This is a genomic window from Streptomyces sp. NBC_01294, from assembly GCF_035917235.1.
GTDB classification, from domain to species: domain Bacteria; phylum Actinomycetota; class Actinomycetes; order Streptomycetales; family Streptomycetaceae; genus Streptomyces; species Streptomyces caledonius.
In genome coordinates this window covers 81,231-104,582 of the sequence record NZ_CP108424.1, presented here as the reverse complement: position 1 = coordinate 104,582, position 23,352 = coordinate 81,231, and the positions used below count along the sequence as shown (strand labels likewise).

The following is a 23,352-nucleotide window of genomic DNA, read 5'->3' as shown; positions in this document are numbered from 1 at the left end:
ACCGACACCGCCGACGCGAGGACCGCGAGAACTGATGGACGCGAAAGAGATCCTGACCCGATTCAAGGACGGGGGCCTGGACCGGGCCGCCGCCCAGGCGCTGCTCGCCGGCCGGAGCCCGGCGGCCGCACCGCGCCCGTCCGAGCCCGCAGCCGCTCCCTCCCGGCCCGCCGCCGAGCCCCCGGCCGGGACAGCCGCGCCGACCGCGCCCGCCGCCGGGCTCGTGGCAGGCCGGCCCGAGCCCGTCGCGGTGATCGGCTACAGCGCGCGCTTCCCCGGCGCCGCCGACGCGGACACGTTCTGGCAGCGGATCCTCGACGGCGACGACCTGGTCACCGAAGTGCCGCCGGAGCGCTGGCGCACCGAGGAGTTCTACGACCCGGACCCGGCCGCCGAGGGCCGTTCGGTCTCCCGCTGGGGGGCCTACGTCGCGGACGCCGACCGCTTCGACGCGGACTTCTTCCGGATGACTCCCCGCGAGGCCGAGCTGACCGACCCCCAAGCGCGCCTTTTCCTCCAGGAGGCGTGGCGAGCGCTGGAGCACGCAGGCCGGGACGCCCGCTCGCTCGCCGGAACCCGCTGCGGCGTCTACGCGGGGGTCATGCTCAACGACTACCAGGACCTGGTCGAGCGGGAGAGCCCGTACAAGCGGCTCCCCCAGGTGATGCAGGGCAACTCCAACTCGATCCTCGCCGCCCGGATCGCCTACCACCTGGACCTCAAGGGCCCCGCCGTCACGGTGGACACCGCCTGTTCGTCCTCGTTGACCGCACTGCACCTGGCCTGCCAGTCACTGTGGCTCGGCGAGACCGACCTGACGGTGGTCGGCGGCGTCACGCTGTACCTGACCGAACTCCCGCACGTGTTCATGAGCGCGGCCGGGATGCTGTCCCCCAACGGGCGCTGCCGACCGTTCGACGCCGCCGCCGACGGCATCGTGCCGGGGGAGGGCTGCGCCGTCGTGGTACTCAAGCCGCTTTCGAAGGCGCTCGCCGACGGCGACCCTGTGCACGCGGTGATCCGGGCGTCGGGGCTCAACCAGGACGGGCGCACCAACGGCATCACCGCACCCAGCGCCCGCTCGCAGGCCGCCCTGGTCCGCGACACGCTGCAGCGCTTCGCGGTGGACCCCGCCGGCATCGACTACGTCGAGTGCCACGGCACCGGCACCCCGCTCGGCGACCCGATCGAGGTCACCGCCCTCAACGAGGCGTTCGCCGGCGCCGGACTGGCGCCCGCCAGCGTGCCGATCGGATCGGTCAAGGGCAACATCGGCCACACCTCGGCCGCGGCCGGCCTGGCCGGGCTGCTGAAGGCGGCCGGCGTGGTGCGCACCGGGCTGGTCCCGCCGTCGCTGCACTACACCCGGGCCAACCCGCAGATCCCGTTCGACCAGGGGCCGTTCACGGTTGCGGGGGAGCGCCGCGAGCTGGCCCGCCCCGACGGCGGCCGCCCCCGCCGGGCCACCGTCAGCTCCTTCGGCTTCAGCGGCACCAACGCCTACGTCGTCGTCGAGCAGGCCCCCGAGCCGGCCGCCCGTCCCGCCACCGACGACGGCGCCCCGCCCGTCCTGGTCCCGCTGTCCGGCCGGCGCGCCGACGCGCCCGCCGCCCACGCCGCCGACCTGGCCCGCTGGCTGCGCGGCCCGGGCTCCGACGCGTCGCCCGCCGATGTCGCCCACACCCTGGCCGTCGCCCGCACCCACCACACGTACCGCTCCGCGCTGCTGATCTCCGGCCGGGACGAACTGCTGGAGTCGCTGGACCTGCTCGCCGCCGGTTCGGCCGACCCGCGGCGCACCGACACCGCGCCTGACGCCGCCGTGCCCGACGCGGCCGTCCGCCGCGCCCAGGCCGCACTGCTGGCCCGGCTGGTGGAGCGGGCGGGCGAGAACCCCGGCCCGGTCGAGCTGGCGGCCCTGGCCAAGCTGTACACGCAGGGACACACGGTGGATTGGGCCGCGGTCAGCCCGCCCGCCCGGCACAGGCGGCTCTCCCTGCCGGCCTACCCCTTCGCCCCGGACCGCCACTACGTCGAACGCCCCGCCCCCGTCACACCCCCGACGCCTGCCGCCACTTCGGCACTCGCCGAGGCCTCGCACGTGACTCCGGCCGAGTCGGCCGGCGCCCGCACCCCGCAGGAGGTCCTGGCCGACGTGCCGCTCATCGAACCGGTGCTGCACCGGCAGGAGTGGATCCCCGCCTCGCTCCCGGCCACCGCGCCTGCCCCCACGGCCCCGGTGCTCGTGCACGACCCGGCCGGCGACCTGGCGGCCGCTCTCGCCGCCACCGGGCTCGACGTCCACCAGCTGGGCGGGGACCGGACCGCCGCCGAGGCGCTGCGAGCCACCGGCGCGCAGGCCGTCACCGTCGTGCTGCGGCTCACCCCTCCCGCGGACGGCGCCCCCGCGACCGCCGCGGACCTGGCGGCGTTCGAGGCCGCCCGCTCGGCGCTGGCCGTCCTGCGCACCCAGCAGCTCACCCTGTTGGCCGTCACCGCGGACCCCACCCGCGCCGACGCGGCCGGAGCGCTCGTCCAGACCCTCCGCCAGGAGAACCCCCGGCTCTCCGGCCGCGCTGTGCTGACCTCCGACGGCACGCCGGACGCGAGCCGGCTGCTCGCCGAGATCGCCGCGCCGGCCGCTGAGCACGGGCACTTGGCCGACCTCCGCTCCGCCGGGCGGCTGCGTCGGGTGCTGGTACCGCTCCCGCTGCCCGCAACCCGCCCCACCGTGCGCCAGGACGGCGTGTACCTGGTCAGCGGCGGTGCGGGCGGCATCGGCCTAGCACTGGCCCGGCACCTGACGGACCGTCCGGGCACTCGCGTGGTGCTCTGCGGACGGACCGCATGGGACGACCTCGCCGAAGCGACCCGCAGCGCCGTTTCCGGCAGCGACCGCCTGCGCTACGCCCGGGCCGACGCCACCGACCCAGCGGCCGCCGCAGCGCTCGTGGCGGAGATCGTCCGGACCGAGGGCGCCCTGCACGGCGTCTTCCACGCTGCCGGCGTGGTGCGCGACGGCTACCTGGTGCGCAAGGACCCCCGGGACGTGGCCGACGTGCTGGCGCCCAAGATCCTCGGTGCGCGGGCGCTGGACGAGGCGACCGCGGCCCTCCCGCTGGACGCGTTCGTGCTGTTCTCCTCGGTGGCCGCGGTGACCGGCAACCTCGGCCAGAGCGACTACGCGTTCGCCAACGGCTTCCTCGACGGCTTCGCCACCCACCGCGCCGGGCAGGTGGCGCGCGGCGAGCGGCACGGCAGGACGCTGTCGGTGCAGTGGCCGCTCTGGGACGTCCCCGGGATGAGCATTCCCGAGCCGGTCCTGGAAGTGGTGGCCCAACACACCGGCATGGCGCCGCTGCCCGCCGCCGTCGGGCTCGCGGCCCTGGACCGCCTGCTGGCCGTCGACGGCCCCGAGGTCGTCTCGCTCTTCCACGGCGACGCGGCCACGTGGCGGGCCCACCTGGCCGCCCTCCACCTGGAGCGACCGGCCGCGGCCGCCCAGGTGACGGCCGCCGCTCCCTCCGCTTCCGTCGCCCCCGTCGTCGCGTCGGCCGATCCCGCTGCGGCGGATGACGGCCGGCGCGCCGAACTGGCCGACCGGGTCAGCCGGACGGTGGCCGACACCATCGGCCGCCCCGCGGGCAGCATCGGCGGTCACACCTCGCTGGAGTCGATGGGGCTGGACTCCGTCATGATCCGCACCCTCGCCTCCCGGCTCAGCGCCGAGGTGGCACCGGTCGGGCCGGAGATGCTTTTCGGCCTGCGCGACCTGGACGAACTGGTCGACCACCTGGTCGCCGCCCAGGCAGTCCCCGTAGCGGCACCGGCCACACCGACGGTCCCGCCGGCACCGGCCGCAATGGCGGCCACGGTCGTCGCACCGTTGGCTCCGGCGGACCCGGCCGTCGTGTCAGCCGCCCTCGCCGTCCCCGCCGCCGCGCCGGCATCCGCCGCCGGCACGCGGCCGGCGCCGTCCACCGATGACCGCTTCGCGATCATCGGCATCAGCGGCCGCTACCCGCAGGCGCCCGACCTGGACGCCTTCTGGCAGAACCTGCTGAACGGCAAGGACACCGCCTCCGACCTGCCCACCGACCGCTGGCCGGACGCCGGCGGCGTCAACGCCCGGGGCCACTTCCTCGAAGGCGTAGACGCGTTCGACCCGACGTTCTTCGGACTGTCCGCCCACGACGGCACCCTGCTCGACCCGCAGGAACGGCTGTTTCTGGAGGTCGCCTGGGAGGCGCTGGAGGATGCCGGATACACCGGCTCGCGTCTGCACGACCTCGTCGCGCCGGACGGCGAGCGCCGCAGCGTCGGCGTCTTCGCCGGGATCACCTCCAGCGACTACAAGCTGCTGGGTGCCGAGCGCTGGGCAGCCGGACACCGGGAGATGCCCTCCGGGCACTACTGGAGCCTGCCCAACCGGCTGTCCTACCTGCTGGACCTGCGCGGTCCGAGCCAGCCGGTCGACACCGCCTGCTCGTCCTCCCTGGTCGCACTGCACCTCGCGCTCGACGCGCTCCGCCGCGGCGAGTGCGCGGCCGCTCTGGTCGGCGGGGTCAACCTGTACGTCCACCCCTCCCGGTTCCGGATGCTGCGCCAGTCCGGCTTCCTGGCCGACGACGGCCTGTGCCGCAGCTTCGGCGCCGACGGGGCCGGCTTCGGCCCGGGCGAGGGCGGCGGAGCCGTTTTGGTGAAACCGCTCGCCGCCGCCCTGGCCGACGGTGACACCGTGCACGCGGTGGTCCGCGGCAGCGCGGTCGCACACGGCGGGCGGACCAACGGCTTCACCGCGCCGAGCCCGTGGGCGCAGGCAAGGGTGCTCCGTGCCGCGCTGCGGGACTCCGGCACCGACCCGGCGACCGTCAACGTGATCGAGGCGCACGGCACCGGGACGGAACTCGGCGACCCGGTCGAGCTGGCCGGCCTCCAGGACGCGTACGGCTCCGGCCGCGTGCCCTGCTCGTTGGGGTCGGTCAAGTCCGCGGTGGGGCACGGCGAGTCGGCGGCCGGCATCGCCGCGCTGACCAAGGTGGTCCTCCAACTGCGCCACGGCGAGCTGGTCCCCACCCTGCACGCCGACCCGGTCAACCCGGGCCTTCGCCTGGAGGACACCCGCTTCGTCCTCCAGCACACCCCGGGCCGCTGGGAGCGACTGACCGGCGCGGACGGCAGCCCGCTGCCGCGACGGGCGGGCATCAGCTCCTTCGGCGCCGGCGGAGTCAACGCCCACGTCATCGTCGAGGAGTACCTGCCCGAGTCGCACGGCCGCGCGGCCGCCGCCGAGCCGGGCCGCCCGGAACTGGTCCTGCTCTCCGCCCCGACGCGGGAGCACCTGGCGGTCACCGCCGACCGCCTCGCGCGCCGGCTGGAGGGCCCGGAGGCGCCCGCCGACCTGCGGGCGGTGGCGTACAGCCTGCGCACCGGCCGGTCCGCCATGGATTGTCGCCTCGCCGTGGTGGCGACCGACACCGCCGGCCTGGCGGCCGCGCTCGGCGCCTTCGCCCGCTCGGCCGGCACCGGCGAGGGCGGGGAGTCCGCCGTGCGGTACGCCGACCTGCGGGACGGCCGCCGCGCCCATCGGGACCTGGACACGGTGCCGGAGACCACCGCGTTCCTCGCCGACCTGTGGCGCAACCGGCGCCTGCACCAGCTCGGCGAGCTCTGGCTGTCGGGCCTCGACATCGAGCGTGCCGCGCCGCGTGAGCCGGGCACCCGGCTGGTGCCGCTCCCGACGTCGGCGTTCCTGCGGCGCCGGCTCTGGATCACCGACCCGGTCACGGCGGACACCACGCCCACACCGGACCCCCTGCCCACACCGGTGTCCGCTCCGGCACCGGCTCCCGCCCCCCTGCCCGCGCCGACCACCACCCCGACCCCGGCAGCCGCGCCCGCCGTAGCGCCGGCCAGTTCCAAGGATGCGGTGACCGAGCAGTTGTCGCGCCTCGTCGCGGGCTTCGTACCCGACGCGGCGGGGCCGGTCGACCCCGACCGCACCCTGCTCGAACACGGCATCGACTCGATCAACCTGATGAACCTGCGCTTCGAGATCACCGAGCGGTTCGGGCGGACCCTGCCGCTCCAGTTGCTCAGCGAGTCGACCGTCCCCGCGCTCGCCGCCCACCTGTCCGCCGACCGTGCCCACGACCGGGCCTGAACGAGAGAGTTGGTGCCACGCCATGACCATCCAGAGCAACCCCGCCGACCGATACCACCCCTTCTCCCTCACCGAGGTCCAGGAGTCCTTCTACGTCGGCCGGACGGCGGGCGGGCACGCTGGCGGCACCCAGATCCACCTGGAGTTCGAGGCAGACCGCCTCGACCCGGCGCGGCTGCGGGAGAGCTGGAACCGCTGCGTCGCCGACACCGACATGCTCCGCGCCCACCTGCTGCCCGACGCCCGCCAGGCCGTCCTGGAGCAGGCGCCCGAGTACCAGTTCGAGATCCGCGACCTCACCGCAGTCGGCCGCGACGAGCAGCGCGCCTCACTGGAGCAGATGCGCCGGCAGTCCGCCGCCGCCATCGACCCGCACCGCTGGCCGCTGTTCGCCGTCGCCGCCGCCGAACTGCCGGGCGGGCGCACCAGGGTGATGCTCACCGTCGAGGAGCTGATCGCCGACGGCCCGAGCGTTTCGCTGCTGGTCCAGGACTGGTACGCGCGCTACGCGTTCGGTGAGGAGCCCGGCGTCCCGGAGATCTCCTTCCGCGACTACGCGCTCGCCACCGGCGGCCGTCGCCCCTCCGAGGAGTCCCTCGCGTACTGGCGGGACAAGCTCGGGGCCGTGGACTTCGGCCGGCCGCTGCCGCTCGCCCGCCCGGACGCCGATCCGGCGGCCGCCGCCGACGGCGAGCACCGGCGCATGACGCTCCACTTGGACCGCGAGCAGTGGGAGCGCGCCAAGGAGGCCGCCCGCGAGGCCCGGGCCACCCCGTCGGCGATGCTGCTGGCGCTGAACGCCGCTGCTGTTGGCACAGCCGGCAGCGGACCGCTCCCGCTGGTCCTCACCACCTACAACCGCCTCCCGCTCCACGCCGACGTGGCCCGCCTGGTCGGCCCGTTCCTGTCCACCTCCGTCTTCGTCGCCCCCGAGGCGGCCGGAACCATGGGCGAGCTGGTCTCCGAGGTCAGCGGCCAGCTCTGGCGCGACCTGGAGCACGGCGACGTCAGCGGGGTGCGCGCGCTGCGCGAACGCGCCCGCATCGAGCCCGGCCGCCGGGCGGTCCCGGTGCCGGTCGTTTTCACCAGCCTGCTCGGCAGCATCACCGACCAGCGCGCCGCCGACCCCGGCAACTGGGCCGCACTGGTCGACGTCGACGAATCCGCCACCCGCACCCCCGGCGTCCAGCTCGAGATGTGCGTCCAGGAGCGTGCGGGGCAGCTCCACGTGTCCTGGGACTACCTGCCCGGGGCGCTGGACGGCGCCGAGGTGCGGGCCGCCTTCGAGCGGCTCGGAGCCCTGCTGCGCCGGGTCGCGGAGCTCGGCCCGGCCGTGTGGAACACCGACCTGCCGACCACCATCGCGCCGGACGCCGGTACCGAGACCGTCAGCCAGGCGTCCTTCGGCACCGCCGGGCGACTGCCGCTGACCGAGGTGCAGTCGGCCTACCTGGTCGGGCGGCTCGGCACCCTCGGCGGCGCCACGGAGACCCGCGTCTACCAGGAGTTCCTCCTGGAGAACCACGATGCGGACACCCTGGAGGCGGCCTGGAACCGGCTGGTCGCCCACCACCCGATGCTGCGCGCGGCCGTCCACCAGGACGGCACCCTGGAGGTCGTCCCGGCCGTCCCCCACTACCGCATCACCCGGCACGACCTGACGGGTCTGCGACCCACCGAAGGGCCGGCCGCCGACGGCGGGTCCCCGGTCGAGCGGGCGCTCGCCGACACCGCCGCCCGGCTGCGCGGCGGGACCTTCCCCCTGGGCAGCCGGCCGATGTACGCCCTGGAGGCCAGCATCCTCCCGGACGGCACCACCGTCCTGCACGTCGTCCTGGACGCGCTGCTCGCCGACGCACGCTCCTTCGCCATGCTCTTCGGCCAGCTGTTCGCGCTGCACGACGGCGACTCGTCGGTGCTGGACGAGCCCGCCGACCCGGGCCCGTACCTGCGCGGCCTCGTCGCGCCCGGCCAGGACGGTCCGGCGGAGGCCGCCCGGCTCGCCTGGCGGGAGAAGTTCGCCGCTCTGCCCGGAGGCCCCCCGCTCCCCGACCCGGCCCCGCAGGCCGCCCGGCTGCACCGCCGCACGGACCTCGGGTCCTGGCGGCGCCTCACCGAGCGGGCCGCCGCCATCGGCGTCCCGGCCGACATGGTGCTGCTGACGGCTTACACCGACGAGCTGCGCCGCACGTTCGGCCCGGAGCCGTTCACCGTGACCGTGGTCTCCTGGGACCGGCCCGCCGGCCTGGCTCACGCGGACCGCATGGTTGCCGACTTCACCCAGCTGGCCTGGGTGGTGGTTGACGACACGCTGCCGGCCGACTTCGCGCAGCGGGCCCGCGAGCTGTGGGGCCGGGTCCGCGCCGACCTGGAGCGCGGCGAGCTCCGGCCCGGCCTGGCCGAGCTGCGAGGCCGGGTCTTCCGCTCCGGCGGCAGGCTGCGGCTGCCGGTGGTCTTCACCCGGGTACCCGAGATCGATCCCGCCCTGCACCCGCGCGGCGTACGGCTACGCGAGAGCCAGTCGCAGACCGCCCAGGTCGCGCTGGACCACGTCCCGCTGCTCGTCGGCGACGACCTGGTGGGCCAGTGGGACGCCGCCGAGGGCTGCCTCTCCGCCGACCGGCTGGACACCATGTTCGAGGGCTACACGCGCCGTATCCGCTCCTTCGTCGAGTCCGTCGAGTCCGTCGAGTCCGCGGGATCTGCCGGGTCCGCCGGCGCGCTGTCGCCGACCATGACCGGACTGCTCGCCGAGACGCTGTCCCGCCACCCCGACCGCCCGGCCGTCCACTGGGACGGGCGCGTCGTCGACTACCGCGAGCTCGACCACCGTACGGCCCAGCTGGCCCACCAGCTGATCGCCTCCGGGATCCGCCCGGGCGACCACGTCGCCGTGCACATGAACCGCTCCGACGACTTGGTGGTCGCGCTGGTCGGCATCGTGCGCGCCGGAGCCGTCTACGTCCCCGTCGACCCGGCCAACCCGCCGGAGCGGGTGCGCTACCTGCTGGAGGACAGCGGCGCGCGCGTGGTGGTCGCCGACGCGGCGCTCGCAGCTGTACCGGCCGCCGCCGGCGCGGTCGTCCTTTGCCAGGACCGCGACGAGGACCGGGCTCTGCTGGCGTCCCGCCCGGTGACGCCACCTCAGGTGGAGGTGGGCCCGGACGACCCCGTCTACACGATCTACACCTCGGGCACCACCGGCAAGCCGAAGGGCTGCCGCAACACCCACCGGGGCTTCGTCAACCGGGTCCGCTGGATGCAGGACCGCTTCCCGCTGGGCGCCGATGACCGGGTCGCCCAGAAGACCCCGTACGGCTTCGACGTCTCGGCCTGGGAGTTCTTCTGGCCGCTGCTGGCCGGGGCGTCCATCGTGGTCGCCCGGCCCGGCGGCCACGTCGACCCCGGCTATCTCGCCCGGCTGCTGCGCGACGAGCGGGTGACGGTCGCCCACTTCGTGCCCTCCGTGCTCGGCCTGTTCCTGCGTGACCGGGCGGCGTCGGATTGCGCGTCGCTGCGGTACGTCTTCGCCAGCGGCGAGGCGCTTCCGGTCGCGACCATGAAGCAGTTCTTCCAGGTCCTGCCGGGCGGCGCCGAGCTGCACAACCTTTACGGCCCGACCGAGGCCGCCATCGACGTGACCCACTGGGCGTGCCGCCCCGATTGGGACGAGCCCACCGTGCCGATCGGCCGGCCGATCGCCCGCACCCGCATCCACTTGGTGGACGAGCGGATGGCACGGGTCCCGGACGGCACGCCGGGCGAGATCGTCATCGGCGGGGCGGGCGTCGCACTCGGCTACCACGGCCGGCCCGAGCTCACCGCCGAGCGCTTCGTGGCGTCGCCGTTCGCCGACGACCCGTCACCACGCCTGTACCGCACCGGCGACTTGGGACAGCTCGGCCCGGACGGCGAGATCAGGTACCTCGGCCGGATCGACAGCCAGTTCAAGCTCCGCGGCCTGAGGATCGAGCCGGAGGAGGTCGAGGCCGCGCTCACCGACCTGCCCGGGGTGTCCGAGGCCCGGGTGCTCCCGGTCACCGACCCGGCCACGGGCGAGCAAATCCTGGCGGCGGTATGCGTCGAGGCCGACGGCACCCTGGCCCCGTCCGTCGGGCAGATGCGCCGCGACCTGGCCCGCTCCCTGCCGCCGTACCTCGTGCCGAACAGCTTCCGGTTCGTGGACCGCCTGCCGCTGACGGCCAACGGCAAGCTCGACCGCCCGGCCGCCACAGCCCTCTTCGACACCACCCCACCGACCGCTCCTGCCGCTCCGGTTCCCGCCGCTGCCGCCCTGGCTCCTGGCGCTGCTGCTGCAGCCCCCGCCGCCCCCCAGGCCCCCGCTCTCACCGGCCACCCGGCCCCCGCCATCGAGGAGGACCCCGTGTACGACCCCCGGCCCGGACGACCCGAGGAGGGGACTGCCGCGCTCGTGAAGGCGGCCGTCGCCGACTGCCTCCGGCTGGAGGCGGTCGACCTCGACGCCGACCTGTTCGACCTGGGCGCGACCTCGTTCACGATGATCCGGCTGGCCCAGGAGATCGAGCGGCTGACCGGTGTCGCCCTGTCCGTGGACGCCCTGATCAGCGGGCCGACCGTCACCGCGCTGCTGGCCGCCATCCGTGCCGGCCAGGCCGCCGACCGGACCGAGCCGGAGACGGCCGGAACGGCCGCCCCCACCGGTCCGGAGGCCGACGCGGCGGCCGTGGCGGGCCTGGCCGCCGGCCTGCTCGGCCTGGCGGAGGCCGACCCGGACACCGACCTGTTCGACCTGGGCGCGACCTCGTTCACGATGATCCGGCTGGCCCAGGAGCTCGCCGAGCGGTTCGGGGCGGACGTCCCGGTGGACGCCCTGATCCAGACACCCACCGCCCGCGGCATCGCCGCAAGCCTGGCCCCCGCTTCTTCCGCGCCGCAGGTCGCTTCCGCGCGGCAGGCACCCGCACCCGCTGCTCGTACCGACATCCGGATCGCCCTCGACCCGCAGGCCAAGGCTGCGTTCAAGGAGGCCAGGGTCGCCGAGCGCCGGCTGCCCGGGTCGCTGGCCCGGCTGCCGTTCCCGGCGGCCGGCCCGCAGGACCGGCGGGCGCTCTACGATGCCTCCGCCTTCCGCGAGTTCGCCGACGGGCCGCTGCCCGGCGACCGGCTCACCGAGCTGCTGGGCACCCTGGCCCGCGGCGAGCTCGACGGCCGGGCCAAGCACCGCTACCCGTCCGCAGGCGGCTTCTACCCGGTGCAGGTCTACCTGTACGTCAGGCCGGGCGCCGTGGAGGGCGTCGAAGGCGGCCTCTACTACCTGCACCCGGGCGAGCGCGCCCTGGTGGCGATCGACCCGCAGGCCCGCTTCGGCACCGACATCCACGTCTTCCACAACCGCGCCCTGGTGGACGCCTCCGCGTTCGGCGTCTTCCTGGTGTCCACCCCGGCGGCCATCGCGCCGGCGTACGGCGAGCGCAACGCCGCCCGGTTCTCGATGATCGAGGCGGGACACGTCGCCCAGCTGCTGCTGACCGCCGCCCCCGAGCGCGGCCTCGGCATGTGCGCGGTGGGGGAGATGGACTTCGGCGCGGTGCGCGGGCACTTCGGCCTTCAGGACGACCAGGAGCTGCTGGTCTCGCTGTGGGGCGGTGCCCTGTCCGGGCCGGCGCTGCGCCGCCGAGCCGAGCTGGTCACCGCCGAGCGGCCACAGGAGAGCGCGCCGGTGCCGTCCGGGCCGCGCCCGGTGGCCGTGGTCGGCTTCGCGGCCCGGCTGCCCGGGGCCGACGACCTGCGAGGGCTGGACGCGATGCTGGCGGCCGGCGACTCCGCTCTCGGCCCCGCCCCGGAGGAGCGCTGGGCTCCGCTCCGGAGCAACGCCCGGCGCGCCGGCGCCCGCGTCGGCGGCTACCTGGCCGACGTGACGGCCGTGGAGGTGGAGGAGTTCGGTCTCGCGGACGCCGAGGTGGCCGCCGTCGACCCGCAGGAGCGGCTGCTGCTGACGGTCACCCGACACTGCCTGGAGGATGCCGCGCTCACCCCCGAGCGGCTGTCGGAGACCGGACAGGTCGGTGTGTTCGTCGGGTCGATGTGGCAGGACCACGCGCTCTACGGGGTGGCGGCCCGGGCCGAGGGACAGACCGGCACCCACGCCACCCGCGGCGGGCTCGCGCACCGCATCTCACATGCGTTCGGCCTGACCGGCCCGAGCTTGGTGATCGACACCGGCTGCGTTTCCGGGCTCGCGGCCGTCGAGGCGGCCTTTCGGGCCGTCGCCGACGGCCGGTGCGAGGCGGCCGTCGCGGCCGGTAGCAACTTGGTGCTGCACCCGGACCACCTGGACGTGCTGTCCGAGCTGGGATTGGTCGCGGAGCAGGAGGACTCCTGCGCGTTCACCGACCGGGCCAGCGGCTGGCTGGTCGGGGAGGGTGTCGGCGCGGTCCTCCTCAAGCCGCTCGACCGTGCTCTGGAGGACGGCGACCCCGTTCACGCCGTGCTGCGCGGCGGCGCGCTCCTGCACTCGGGAACGACCCGCCAGTTCGGGATCCCGGACCCGCGCCGCCAGGAGCAGGTGATGCGGGCCGCGCTCGCCGACGCCCGGCTGACGGCCGGGGACATCGGCTACGTCGAGGCAGCGGCAGCCGGCGCGGCGCTGGCCGACGCGCTCGAGTACACCGCGCTGGGACGGCTGTTCGGCGCCGCCGGCGCTGACGACGGCGGTGCGAACGAGGCCGGGAACGGCGCCCGAGCGGGCCTCGGGCCCGTGCCGGTCGGCTCGGTCAAACCGAACACCGGCCACCTGGAGGCAGCCTCCGTCTTCGCCCAGCTCGGCAAGCTCATCGCCCAGTTCCGCCGGGACCGGCTCTACCCGACCCGACTCACCTCGGCCGCCAACCCGGCACTCGCCTCGTGCGGCGGATCCGTGGCCCTGGCCGGCCCGTCCGCCGACCGGTGGCGCACCGCGCCCGGCGGCACCCGACGGGCCCTGGTGAACGGCTTCGCGGGCGGCGGATCGTACGGCAGCCTCGTGGTCGAGGAGCCGCCGGCCGCCGCGACCGCAGGACCGGCCGACGCCGACACGGGTGCCAGCGAGGGGATCGAGGTCCTCGTACTGTCTGCGGACAGCCCGGAGAACCTGGCCCGCTGGGCCCGCTCCCTCGCGGAGGAACTGGACGCCGACCCCGGTCTCGCCCTCGCCGCCGTCGCCCGTACGCTGCGGGAAGGACGCCGGGCGCGACCTGTCCGCGGGGCGGTGGCCGCCGACCGCGGCCGGGCTGCCGGGGCGCTGCGCACCCTCGCCGAGCGCGTGCTGCGCGACGGCACCGGCGCCACCGTCGAGGCCGCCCGGACGACGGCGGACCAGCAGGCGCTGACGGCGGTCTGGTCGGCCGGCGGCGAGCTCCCGGTGCCCGCCGCGCCCGCCACGTCCGCCGTGCCGCGCCGCCGGGCGCTGCCGCCGGTGCCGCTGTCCATCCGCCGGGTGCCGCTCCCGGTGCCTGCCGCCGCAGCCCCGCGGCCGGAGAACGGGCAGCAGCCGGACGGCCCGACCGGGACCGGGCCGACGCCGTTCGAGCGGATGGCCGGCATCGTCGCCCAGGAGACCGGGGCGGTGCTGGACCGGCTCGCCCCCGCCGACGACCTGTTCGCGATGGGCGTCACCAGCCGCCAGCTGCTGCGGATCGCCGCCCGGGTGGCCGCCGACGGAGGCAGCGAACTCCCCCTGGAGTCGCTCTTCACCGCCCCGGACCTCGCAGCCCTGGCCGAGCTCGCCTTTCCCACAGCCGTACCCGCCTGAACCACCTCCCCCCGAGAAGGAAGCCAACGACGATGACTCGGATCTTTATGTTTCCCGGACAGGGAGCGCAGCGCGTCGGCATGGGCCGGACGCTTCTCGACCGCTTCCCTGACCTCGAACGCGAGGCCAGCGACACGCTCGGCTACAGCCTGCGCCGGCTGTGCCTGGAAGATCCCGAGGGCAGGCTCGGCAACACCCGCTACACCCAGCCCGCGATGTTCGCCGTGAACGCCCTCGCCCACCGCGCGGCCGTCGAGGACGGTGCCCGCCCCGACATCGCCATCGGCCACAGCCTGGGTGAGTACAACGCCTTGGAAGCCGCCGGGGTCTTCGGCTTCACCGACGGCCTGCGGCTGGTCGCCGCCCGCGCCGCGGCCATGGCCGAGGTGGGCGGCGGAGGGATGAGCGCGGTCGTCGGGCTCACCGAGACCAAGCTGCGCTTCCTGCTGCTGCGCGCCGGATTCGGAACGCTGGACCTCGCCAACCTCAACACCGCGAGCCAGACCGTGCTGGCCGGGCCGCTGGAGGACCTGGAGGAGGCAGGCCAGGTATTGGAGGACGCCGGCGCGCGCATGGTCCGCCGACTGGACGTCAGCGGCCCCTTCCACTCCCGGTACATGGCGCCCGCCGCCGCCGCGCTCGTCCCGCTGGTTCGGTCCGCTCGACTCCGCCCACCGGCCTTCCCCGTGATCGCCAACCGCACCGCGGAGCCGTACCGCGCAGAGCTGGCCGCGGACCTGCTGCTCCAGCAGATCGACCACCCCGTGCGCTGGCACGAGACCGTCCGCACCCTGCTCGACGAGCCTGACGCGGTGTTCACCGAGATCGGCGAGAGCACCGTGCTGACCAGCATGGTCCGGCAGATCAAGCGGGACGCCGAGCCCGCCCGCGCGGCCCGCCCGCGCCAGGCCGTCGCCTGAAGCGACGCCCACGCACCACACGAAGGAGACGCGATGACGAGCAACACCCTGAGGTTCCGCCCGCCGGCCGGAGCGGGCTACTGCCCCCGCCCGGTCCCGGGAGCGGCCTTGCGCCTGTTCCTGTTCCACCACGCCGGCGGCTCCCATCTGTTGTACCGCGACTGGATCGCGCACTTCCCCGCCGACTGGGAGATCCACCTGCTGGACGCCCCTGGTCGGGGCCGGCTGACCGACATGCCGGCCTGCGCCGACGCCGAACGGCTGGTGGACTTCTTCCACGACGAGATCGTGCTCGCGATGGACCGCCCGTTCGCATTCTTCGGCCACAGCATGGGCGGCCTGGCTGCCTACGAGCTCACCAACCGGCTGGCCGCTGAGGGGCTGCCGCTCCCCGCATGGCTCGGCCTGTCGGCCCGCGGCGCGCCGAGGCAGCCGGGCCCGGCCGACAACCGCCACCGCATGCCCGACGCAGAACTCCGCCACCACCTGGCCCGGATGGGCGGCACCCCGACCGAGGTCCTGGAGGACCCGGACATCTGGCAGCTGTTCGCACCAATGATCCGCAACGACCTGCGGCTGGTGGAGACCTGGAGCCCGCGGCCGCACACGCCGCCGCTGTCCGTTCCGCTGTCCGTCTTCGGCGGCGCCGACGACGTGGTGGTCTCGCCCGCGCGGCTGGCCGCCTGGCAGCAGCACGCCGAACGGTTCCTCGGCCTTCACCTCTTCGACGGCGACCACTTCTACTTCCGCGGCCGCCCCGCCGAGATGGTCCGGCTGATCACCGGACAGGTCCGGACCGCGACGGCGGGCCGCCCGGTGACGGGAGGTGCGCGATGAGCGCGCGGGCAGCCGAGGGCGCACGGCCGCCCGCCGACGGCGAGGTCCGGCTCTGGGTCTGCGCCAACGACGACCTCGGGCCGGGCACCGCCACCGCCCTGGCCGGCCACTGGCTGGACGAGCACGAACAGGCGACCGCGGACCGGTTCATCTTCGAGCGAGACCGCCGCCAGTACCTCGTGGCACACGTCCTCGTGCGGCGCCTGCTCTCGCTGGAGACCGGCGTCCCCGAGGCGCTGATCGAGCTGCGCAGGTCCGACCGTGGCCGGCCGTCCGTACGGCCGCCCGACGGCGGCTGGCCCACCGCCGAGGGCCCGCTGGACTTCAACCTCTCGCACGCCCACGGATACAATGCGATCGCCGTCGGCCGGGGCCGCCGGGTCGGGGTCGACGTCGAACGGCTCGACCGGGTGAACAGCCGCGCACTGGCCGGAATCGCCGAGAGCTTCACGCCCGGTGAGCGCGGCTGGCTGGCCCGGATACCCGCAGGCGAGGGGTACGACCGCACGGTGCTGCGCCTGTGGACGCTCAAGGAGGCCTATGCCAAGGCGCGCGGGCTCGGCCTCGGACTGCCCTTCGACTCGTTCGGCTTCGTGCTGTCCGAGAACGGCGAGGTGGCCGCGTTCGAACCGCCGGCCGACGACCCGTCGGGAACCTGGTGGCTGCTCGAACTCGAACCCGAGCCTGGGGTGCTGGTCTCCCTCGCGGTCGAGGACGGGGCCACCCCGATGACCGCGCTCCGGCTGCACACCGGCTTCCCCTGGCGGCCTTCCGCCTTGCGCGCGAGCATCCACCCCGGGAACCCCGTCCCGCTGCTCGCCCCCGGGACCCTGTCCGCCGCGCTCCCCCTCGCCGGGGCCGCGTCCCACCGAGCGCACCCCACCGAACTCCAGAGGAGCGTCGCATGATCGGAACCGCACGGGTGGCGGACGCGACCGTCCATCTCGGGGCCGACTCCGTGACCAGGATCCGCGGCGACCGCACCGTCCTCAACGGCATCTCGCTGACCGTCTCGGCCGGCGAACGCCTCGGCCTCATCGGGGACAACGGCGTCGGCAAGTCCACCCTGCTCCGGGTGCTGGCCGGCCTCGACGCCCCGGACGGCGGCCGGGTCCGGGCCGGCCTCGGCGGCGGCACCCCCGGCTACCTGTCCCAGGAACCCGACCTGCCCGCCGACTGGGACCTCGCCCGCTGCCTGGCCGAGGCCCGCCGCGAGATCGACCGGATCGCCGCGCGGATGCACGAGGTCGAGCAGCTGATGGCCGCGGCCGAGGACGCCGAGCTGGCCGCACTCCTCGACAAGTACGCCGCGCTCCAGGAGGACTTCGAAGCCCGTGACGGCTGGCGCTTCGAGGCCAGGGCGTTCGAGGTCTTCCAGGCGCTCGGCCTGCACCGACTGCCGTCCGACCGCCTGGCCGGGCAGCTTTCCGGCGGTGAGCGGGCCCGGCTCGGGCTTGCCCTGCTCGTCCTACAGGAGCCGCCCGCCCTGCTGCTGGACGAGCCCACCAACCACCTCGACGACGAGGCCGTCGAGTGGCTCGCTGGCTGGCTCCGCGAGTTCAGGGGACCCTGCCTGATCGCTTCCCACGACCGCGACCTGCTGGACGGCGCCGTCACCGGACTGCTGGACCTGGACGGACCGCGCGGGTCGGTCGTCCGCTACGGCGGAACCTACCGCGACTACGCCGCCGCGCAGGCCGCCGCCCGGCGGCGCTGGGAGGCGGACCACGAGAACTGGACGGAGTCGCTCGCCGCCGCCCGGCTCCGGCTCAACCGCTCCGACCGGGCCGCCGGGCACTACCGGCCGCCGCGCGACAACGCCAAGATGAACTACGACCTGCGCGGCGCAGGAGCCCAGGCGGCGGTGGCACGCACCGCCCGCGCCGCCAAGGAGGAGATCAGGCGGCTCGAACTCCAGGCGGTGCCGCGGCCGCCCGCCCCGCTGAGCTTCACCGCGGTCGGCCTCGCCGACCGGGCGGGCCGGGGAGCCTCGGAGCCTGGGCAGGAGGCCGGCCCGCTGATCGAGCTCAGGGACGTCCGCACGGCCCAGAGCATCCGGCTGCCCGAACTCGCCCTGACCGGCACCGACCGGTTGGTGGTCGCGGGGCCGAACGGGGCGGGCAAGTCGACGCTGCTGCGGATTCTCGCGGGGGAGTTGGAGCCCGAATCCGGCACCGTCGCCACCCGTCCGGGCGTACGGGTCGGCTACTTGCCCCAGGAGAGCGAATACCCGGCCGGCCGGGTCCCGCTGCTGCGCACGTACGCACAGGTGATCGCCGCGACCGAGGACGAGGCGGCGGAGCAGTTGCTGGAGCTGGGCCTGTTCCGCCCGGCCGATCTCCAGGTACCCGTCGGCGCGCTGAGCGCCGGTCAGCGCAGGCGGCTCGACCTGGCCAGGCTGGTGGCGATGCGTCCGCACGTCCTGCTGCTGGACGAGCCCACCAACCATCTGAGCCTGCCGCTGATCGAGGACCTGCAGACGGCGCTGGACGACTTCCCCGGCCCGGTGGTCACCGTCACGCACGACCGCCGGATGCGCAGGTCGGCAGGCCGGACGCTCCTGCTGGAGCGGGACTGAGCAGGAGCCGATGTCGGCCTCGTGCGGGCACGCGCCGCCGGGGCGCCGGCTGGGGGTCAGCGGGCGGCCGCGGTGCGGGCGGTGAGCTGGTCCATCCGGCGGGCCAGGTCCTCCTGCTCGCGGGTCAGGTTCTCCAACCGCCTGCGCAGTCGCGCCAGTTCGTCGCCGAGGTCGAGAACGACGGCCCCGCCCTGGGGGGCCGTCGCCGCAGCCCGCTGACCGGCGGTGCCGGGCCGCGGCGGGAGGGAGCGGACCACCGGCGCCGCCGAGCGCGCCGCAGTGGGGGCCGGCTGCTCGCGGCCGGGGCTGAGGATCGACCGGACCCGTCGACGCAGCGCCGCACCGGGTTCCACCCCGAGTTCATCGGCCAGCCGCGTCCGGGCCCGCTCGTAGGTGCCGAGTGCCTCCGCCTGCCGGCCGCAGCGGTGGAGGGCGACCATCAGTAGCTCGTAGAACCGCTCCCGCACCGGATTGTCACCGATGAGCTCCTCCAGCTCGCCCGTGATCTCGTGGTGCAGGCCCGCCCGCAGGCTGGCCTCGTAGAGCGTCTCCAGGGCCACCAGCCGGTTCTCCTCCAGCTGGGCGGCCTCCGCCAGGCAGATGTCCCCGCCGAGGCTGCCCTGCAACGCGGGCCCCCGCCACAGAGCGAGTGCCTGGCGCAGCAGGTGGACGGCCTGCTCGGGATCGGTGGCGATCACGGCCCGGCCCTGGGCGCACAGCCGGTGGAACCTGCCGGCGTCGGTCGCGTCCGGCCCGGTGTGCAGCTGGTAGCCCAGCGCGTGGGTGTCGATCCGCTCCTGACCGGTCGATCCGGCGTCCTCCAACAGCTTCCTGAGCCGGGCGACGTGAGCCTGGAGGGCGTTGGCCGGGTTCGCCGGCGGGTGTTCGCCCCACAACTCGTCGATCAGGCGGTGGTACGACAGCAGATGGCCGGCCTTCACGACCAGGGCGCCGAGCAGGACGCGCTGCTTGGAGCCCGTGGGTACGATCCGCAGACCGCGCCGCTCGTCGTGGATCTCTACAGGGCCGAGAATGCGGAACTGCATCTTTCCTCACCTATGCGTCCGGATGGGGTCGTGGGACGGGTGCCGGGGCGTCAGCGCGGGGAGTTCGGGTCAGCGAAACCGAGCGGGACGGCCGGGGTCCTGCCGCGGACCATGTCGGCGACGACCTCGCCGATCCCGGTCGCGTGCTTGAAGCCGTGGCTGTTGCACCCGCCCGCGACGACGATCCGCGGGTCGTGCCGCAGCGGGCCGAGGACGAACTGGCCGTCCGGGGTACGCGCGTACAGGTTGGCCGTGGCCCGCGAGGGGGTGTCGCCGAGGCCGGGCACGGCCGCCGGGAGGATGCGGGAGAGCACCGACCAGTCGGCGGGGGAGACCGAGCGGTCCATGTTCTCGGGGTCGACGACGCGGAAGTGGCGTCCGCCGTCCTCCAGCCCGAGCTTGACCTCGGTGCCGCCGGGCAGGGTGCCGTGGCCCCAGATCACGTTCCCGTCGGCGAGCTCACGCATGAACACCGGAAGCCGCTCCAGGGTGAACCGCGGATCGGGCTCGGTCGGGGTGAACCAGGTCGTGGGCATCCGCAGCACGTCGAGGGGGAGCCCCGGCACCAGCTGGGACAGCCACGGTCCCGCGGCCACCACCACCCGGGCCACGCGCAGCGTCCGCAACGCGGTGCGCACCACGATGCCGTCGTCGCCGGGTTCGATCGCGGTGACCCGGGTGTCGGTGACCACGCGGGCCCCGGCCGCCCGGGCCGCCTCGACCGCCGCGGCGATGGTTTGCTCGGGGTAGGTCAGTCCGCCGGCCGGCTCCAGCACGCCCACGTGGTCGTCCGGCAGCCCGGCATGCGCGGGGACCCGCTCGCGCATGGCGGTCGGGTCGAGCAGCTCGACGTCCAGCCGATGCTCGCGGGCCGCCCGCAGCGCGCCGCCGACGATCCGCCCGCCCGGCGGGCCGATCAGCATGGCCCCGGTCCGCTCCATCAACACCCGGCCAGTCTGCTCCTCCAGCTCGGCCCACAGCTCCCGCGAGCGCTGCGCGAGCGGGACCAGGCCCGGGTGCTCCAGGCAGGCGGTGCGGAACATGCGGCTCTCGCCGTACGAGGAACCGTGCACGTTGCCGATGCCGTAGCGGTCGATGCCGATGACGTCGACCTCGTGCCGGGCCAGCTGCCACAGGGCGCAGGCGCCCCAGGCGCCCAGCCCCACGACGGCGGCCTCGGCGTCCAGGCCGGTAGCTGTACGGGCCATGTCCCCTTCTCCTCTTCTCCTCGTGTCCGTCTCGGGTCGCGATGTGCTCCGGTGCGGCCCCGCCGGCGCGTGCTGCCGCCGGCGGGGCCGGCGGGGCCGGTGGGTCCGCTCAGCCCGCCGCCGGCATCGCGGCGGCCTCCGCCCCGGCGGCCGCACCGGCCCGGCCGGTGAAGAAGGGGGCGACCTGCAGGGCGAACAGCTCCATGGCCCGCGCGGCCCGCTCGAACGGCAGGTGGCCGGGGCTGAACTGGAGGCTCAGGCACAGGTCCGACCCGTACTCGGCGGCGATCTCCCGGACCTGCTCGGTGACGTCCTGCGGGGTGCCGGCGAGGACCTTGCCGTCGGCGAGCGCCCGGTCGAAGTCGTAACTGCGGGCCTTCTCCACGAACCGCTCGTAGCCGGGGTACTGGCTGCTGCGGGTGTGGGCCCAGGACGAGACCGCCTCGGCCATCCGGGACACGTAGTTCTGCTCGTGCTCGCGGGCGTCCGCCAGCGCCAGGCCGCGGTCCTCGGACACGTAGCAGGTGTACTTCACCTGGATCCGCCCGCCGCCCGGGTGCCCGGCGGCGGCGCGCGCCTGCCGGTAGCCCTCGATCATCTCCTTCAGGCCCTGACGGGTGGTCACCGAGGGCACGACCTGGAGGTGGTGGCCGGCCCGGCCAGCCGCCGCGCAGGAGTCCGAACTGCTGGCGGAGGCGACAAACACCGGCGGGTGGGGCTGCTGGTAGGGACGGGGGAAGCCGGTGAAGGGCCCGAACCGGTGAACGGTGCCCTCGAAGACCGTGTTCTCCTCGGTCCACAGCGCGATGCAGGCCGCGATGCCGTCGTCGAACCGGGCGCGGCTCTCCTCGATCGGCACGCCGAAGGCCTCGAACTCGTCGGGCAGGAACGCCCGTCCGAAGCCGACGTCGAGGCGGCCGTGCGAGAGGTTGTCGAGCATCGCCAGGGTGGCGGCGAGCTTGACGGGGTGGGTGAAGGCGGCGATGACGGCGCCGGTCGCGAGCCGGATGCGGCTGGTCCGCGCGGCGGCGGCGGCCAGGAAGGCCACCGGATCGGGGCTGTAGCCGCCGTACGGGGAGCCGTAGTGCTCGACGATCTGTACGTGCTCATAGCCGAGCGACTCGGCCAGTTCGACCAGCCGAAGACTTTCGGCGTAATACTCGGCGGCAGTCTTCCGTTCCGGGTCCACGACCGGGAAGAAATTGACTCCGAATTCCATGACGGCTCCGTCCGAAGGTCCGATGCGGGGGCACTGGGTAAATGGGGCGAGATGATCGGTGAATGCACCCGGGGAGCAGAACGATAACCGGGCGGGCGGCCGCGGCCGGATTTTTGCGACCGCCCTCCCAGCGGGATTCCAACGGCTCTCAAGCGAGCGTGGGGCGCGGCCCTCCGCGCCGGGGGTGGCGGGGGCCGTTCAGCGGGCTGCCGCGCGGTCGGCCGCGGACAGCGCCCGCCACCAGGCGTCCACTGTCGGCGTGGCGATGAGCTCGGGGAACGTGACCTCGACGCCGCTCTGCTGACAGAGGCTCACGACCTGCATGACCGCGATCGAGTGCAGGCCGTAGTCGACGAGGTCCTCGTCGTCGCCCGGCATCTCGTCGGGGGTCAGTCCCATGCTGTCGGCGATCAGGGAGCGCAGTATTTCTTTGGTCATGGGCGGGTTCTCGGATGCGGTGTTCATGGCCAGGAAACGTAGCATCAGAAATGCCCCGACGAAATCCCCTCTGCGGCTCCTGGATTTCCTGCTGGGACGTTATTGGTGAAGCGCTTGAAAAGCGCTTGAGAAACCGGCACCGGCGGCTCGTCGGCGGCTACCTTCTGCTCTCGGGAGGACGCCCGCACAGTGCGGCGTCCCCCGGAACACGGACACCGCAGACGTTGGGAGTGAGGATGGAACGGCGAGCACAGGGCTGGCCCGCATCCAGTGGGACCGCCGCGCTGCGGGTTCTGCCCGGCGGAGCCGAGCCGGCCCGGCCCCGCGGCAGCCGGCACACCCTCCTGCCCCCGCTCGCGGACCGGGCCGCGCCGCCCGCCGCGTACCGGTGGGCGCCGGCCCACCACGACCTCGTTCTGCCCGAGGAGTCCGCGCCCGACGGCGCGGACACCGTCCGGGTCTTCCTGCTGGGGCCCGACGCGCTCGCCCGGGCCGGCCTCCGCGCCCTGCTGGAGAGCCAGCCGGGGGTCGTGGTCGCGGCCGAGGGCGAACCCGGCCCCCGGGCCCTGGCGGATCTGAGGATCAGCTGCCCCGACGTCATGGTGCTCCACGGGATGCCGGACCCGCAGCTGATCGGGCTGCCCGGAAGCCAGGACCTCGGCGGGACACCGATGTTGGCCGTCGGTGGCCCGGAGCCGGCCGAACCCGGCCCCCATCTGAACGGCTGCCTCCCCGCCACGGTGTCGCCCGCAGACCTCGCCGCCGCGGTGCGGATGGCCGCCGCCGGCTACCACCTCGGCCGCCGGCCGTCCCTGCGGACGGCCGACGACGACGGAGGCTTCCGCCGCGCCGAGGTCTCCGACGTCGACCCCGCCGACCTGACGGCCCGGGAGACCGAGGTGCTGGACCTGATCGCCCGCGGCCTGTCCAACGCGGAGATCGCCGGCGAGCTGATGCTCTCGGAGCACACCGTCAAGTCCCACGTGCAGAACCTGCTGGGCAAGCTCCGGCTGCGCAGCCGCGTCCAGGCGGTGGTCTACGCGTACGAGACCGGGCTGCGGCGGACCCGCTGACCGCCCGTCGGACACACCCGGGCACGTCAGGCGCGTCAGCCGTCCGTCAAGCGCCCGGGTCAGCATGCATTTCGATCTCGTCGACCCCAGTGGTCGGCT

The 23,352-nt window shown here is 74.8% G+C and carries 11 protein-coding genes; 7 read left to right on the top strand and 4 right to left on the bottom strand.

Going from position 1 to position 23,352, the window contains the following annotated elements:
- Nucleotides 1–34 precede the first annotated feature (34 nt).
- Genes OG534_RS37710 through OG534_RS37685 form a run of 6 tightly spaced genes read left to right on the top strand, consistent with a single transcriptional unit; the run spans nucleotide 35 to nucleotide 18,269 of the window.
- Entirely contained in the window at nucleotides 35–6,163 is a 6,129-nt protein-coding gene (locus tag OG534_RS37710; RefSeq protein ID WP_326594141.1) for an SDR family NAD(P)-dependent oxidoreductase, read from the top strand.
- Between the two features lie 22 nt (nucleotides 6,164–6,185).
- The gene (locus OG534_RS37705; protein WP_326594139.1) at nucleotides 6,186–13,934 is read left to right on the top strand and encodes a non-ribosomal peptide synthetase; all 7,749 of its coding nucleotides are present in this window, start codon (nucleotides 6,186–6,188) and stop codon (nucleotides 13,932–13,934) included.
- Between the two features lie 32 nt (nucleotides 13,935–13,966).
- The gene (fabD, locus tag OG534_RS37700) at nucleotides 13,967–14,854 is read left to right on the top strand and encodes an ACP S-malonyltransferase (protein ID WP_326594138.1); all 888 of its coding nucleotides are present in this window, start codon (nucleotides 13,967–13,969) and stop codon (nucleotides 14,852–14,854) included.
- 33 nt (nucleotides 14,855–14,887) lie between these two features.
- Nucleotides 14,888–15,691, top strand: coding sequence for a thioesterase II family protein (locus OG534_RS37695; RefSeq protein ID WP_326594137.1), 804 nt, complete (start codon nucleotides 14,888–14,890; stop codon nucleotides 15,689–15,691).
- A complete protein-coding gene (locus OG534_RS37690) occupies nucleotides 15,688–16,599 on the top strand; it encodes a 4'-phosphopantetheinyl transferase family protein (protein WP_326594135.1) in 912 nt (303 codons plus the stop codon). The genes OG534_RS37695 and OG534_RS37690 overlap by 4 nt, the downstream gene beginning before the upstream one ends.
- Nucleotides 16,596–18,269, top strand: coding sequence for an ABC-F family ATP-binding cassette domain-containing protein (locus OG534_RS37685; RefSeq protein ID WP_326594133.1), 1,674 nt, complete (start codon nucleotides 16,596–16,598; stop codon nucleotides 18,267–18,269). Before OG534_RS37690 ends, OG534_RS37685 begins: the two co-directional genes overlap by 4 nt.
- A 56-nt stretch (nucleotides 18,270–18,325) precedes the next feature.
- Here OG534_RS37685 and OG534_RS37680 read toward each other — a convergent pair whose 3' ends face one another.
- The 4 genes from OG534_RS37680 to OG534_RS37665 all read right to left on the bottom strand — a co-directional run bounded on the left by OG534_RS37680 (nucleotide 18,326) and on the right by OG534_RS37665 (nucleotide 22,180).
- Complete coding sequence (locus tag OG534_RS37680) at nucleotides 18,326–19,315, bottom strand: AfsR/SARP family transcriptional regulator (RefSeq protein ID WP_326594131.1); 990 nt, start codon at nucleotides 19,313–19,315, stop codon at nucleotides 18,326–18,328.
- Nucleotides 19,316–19,365: 50 nt separating this feature from the next.
- Nucleotides 19,366–20,523 carry an N-methyl-L-tryptophan oxidase gene (solA, locus tag OG534_RS37675; RefSeq protein ID WP_326594129.1) on the bottom strand — a complete coding sequence of 386 codons (1,158 nt, stop codon included), beginning with the start codon at nucleotides 20,521–20,523 and terminating at the stop codon, nucleotides 19,366–19,368.
- A gap of 109 nt (nucleotides 20,524–20,632) precedes the next feature.
- On the bottom strand, nucleotides 20,633–21,742 hold the full coding sequence (locus tag OG534_RS37670) for an LLM class flavin-dependent oxidoreductase (RefSeq protein WP_326594127.1): 1,110 nt from the start codon (nucleotides 21,740–21,742) through the stop codon (nucleotides 20,633–20,635).
- A gap of 198 nt (nucleotides 21,743–21,940) precedes the next feature.
- On the bottom strand, nucleotides 21,941–22,180 hold the full coding sequence (locus tag OG534_RS37665) for a phosphopantetheine-binding protein (protein WP_326594125.1): 240 nt from the start codon (nucleotides 22,178–22,180) through the stop codon (nucleotides 21,941–21,943).
- A gap of 236 nt (nucleotides 22,181–22,416) precedes the next feature.
- Between OG534_RS37665 and OG534_RS37660 the strand changes: the two genes are divergently transcribed.
- Nucleotides 22,417–23,253: a response regulator transcription factor gene (locus tag OG534_RS37660; protein WP_326594124.1), complete on the top strand. Its 837-nt coding sequence runs from the start codon at nucleotides 22,417–22,419 to the stop codon at nucleotides 23,251–23,253.
- Nucleotides 23,254–23,352: the final 99 nt, after the last annotated feature.

Bases quoted from the DNA above. Each gene is read 5' to 3' on its own strand.
- OG534_RS37710 (WP_326594141.1), top strand. From the start codon at position 35: ATGGACGCGAAAGAGATCCTGACCCGATTCAAGGACGGGGGCCTGGAC.
- OG534_RS37705 (WP_326594139.1), top strand. From the start codon at position 6,186: ATGACCATCCAGAGCAACCCCGCCGACCGATACCACCCCTTCTCCCTC.
- fabD (WP_326594138.1), top strand. From the start codon at position 13,967: ATGACTCGGATCTTTATGTTTCCCGGACAGGGAGCGCAGCGCGTCGGC.
- OG534_RS37695 (WP_326594137.1), top strand. From the start codon at position 14,888: ATGACGAGCAACACCCTGAGGTTCCGCCCGCCGGCCGGAGCGGGCTAC.
- OG534_RS37690 (WP_326594135.1), top strand. From the start codon at position 15,688: ATGAGCGCGCGGGCAGCCGAGGGCGCACGGCCGCCCGCCGACGGCGAG.
- OG534_RS37685 (WP_326594133.1), top strand. From the start codon at position 16,596: ATGATCGGAACCGCACGGGTGGCGGACGCGACCGTCCATCTCGGGGCC.
- OG534_RS37680 (WP_326594131.1), bottom strand. From the start codon at position 19,315: ATGCAGTTCCGCATTCTCGGCCCTGTAGAGATCCACGACGAGCGGCGC.
- solA (WP_326594129.1), bottom strand. From the start codon at position 20,523: ATGGCCCGTACAGCTACCGGCCTGGACGCCGAGGCCGCCGTCGTGGGG.
- OG534_RS37670 (WP_326594127.1), bottom strand. From the start codon at position 21,742: ATGGAATTCGGAGTCAATTTCTTCCCGGTCGTGGACCCGGAACGGAAG.
- OG534_RS37665 (WP_326594125.1), bottom strand. From the start codon at position 22,180: ATGACCAAAGAAATACTGCGCTCCCTGATCGCCGACAGCATGGGACTG.
- OG534_RS37660 (WP_326594124.1), top strand. From the start codon at position 22,417: ATGGAACGGCGAGCACAGGGCTGGCCCGCATCCAGTGGGACCGCCGCG.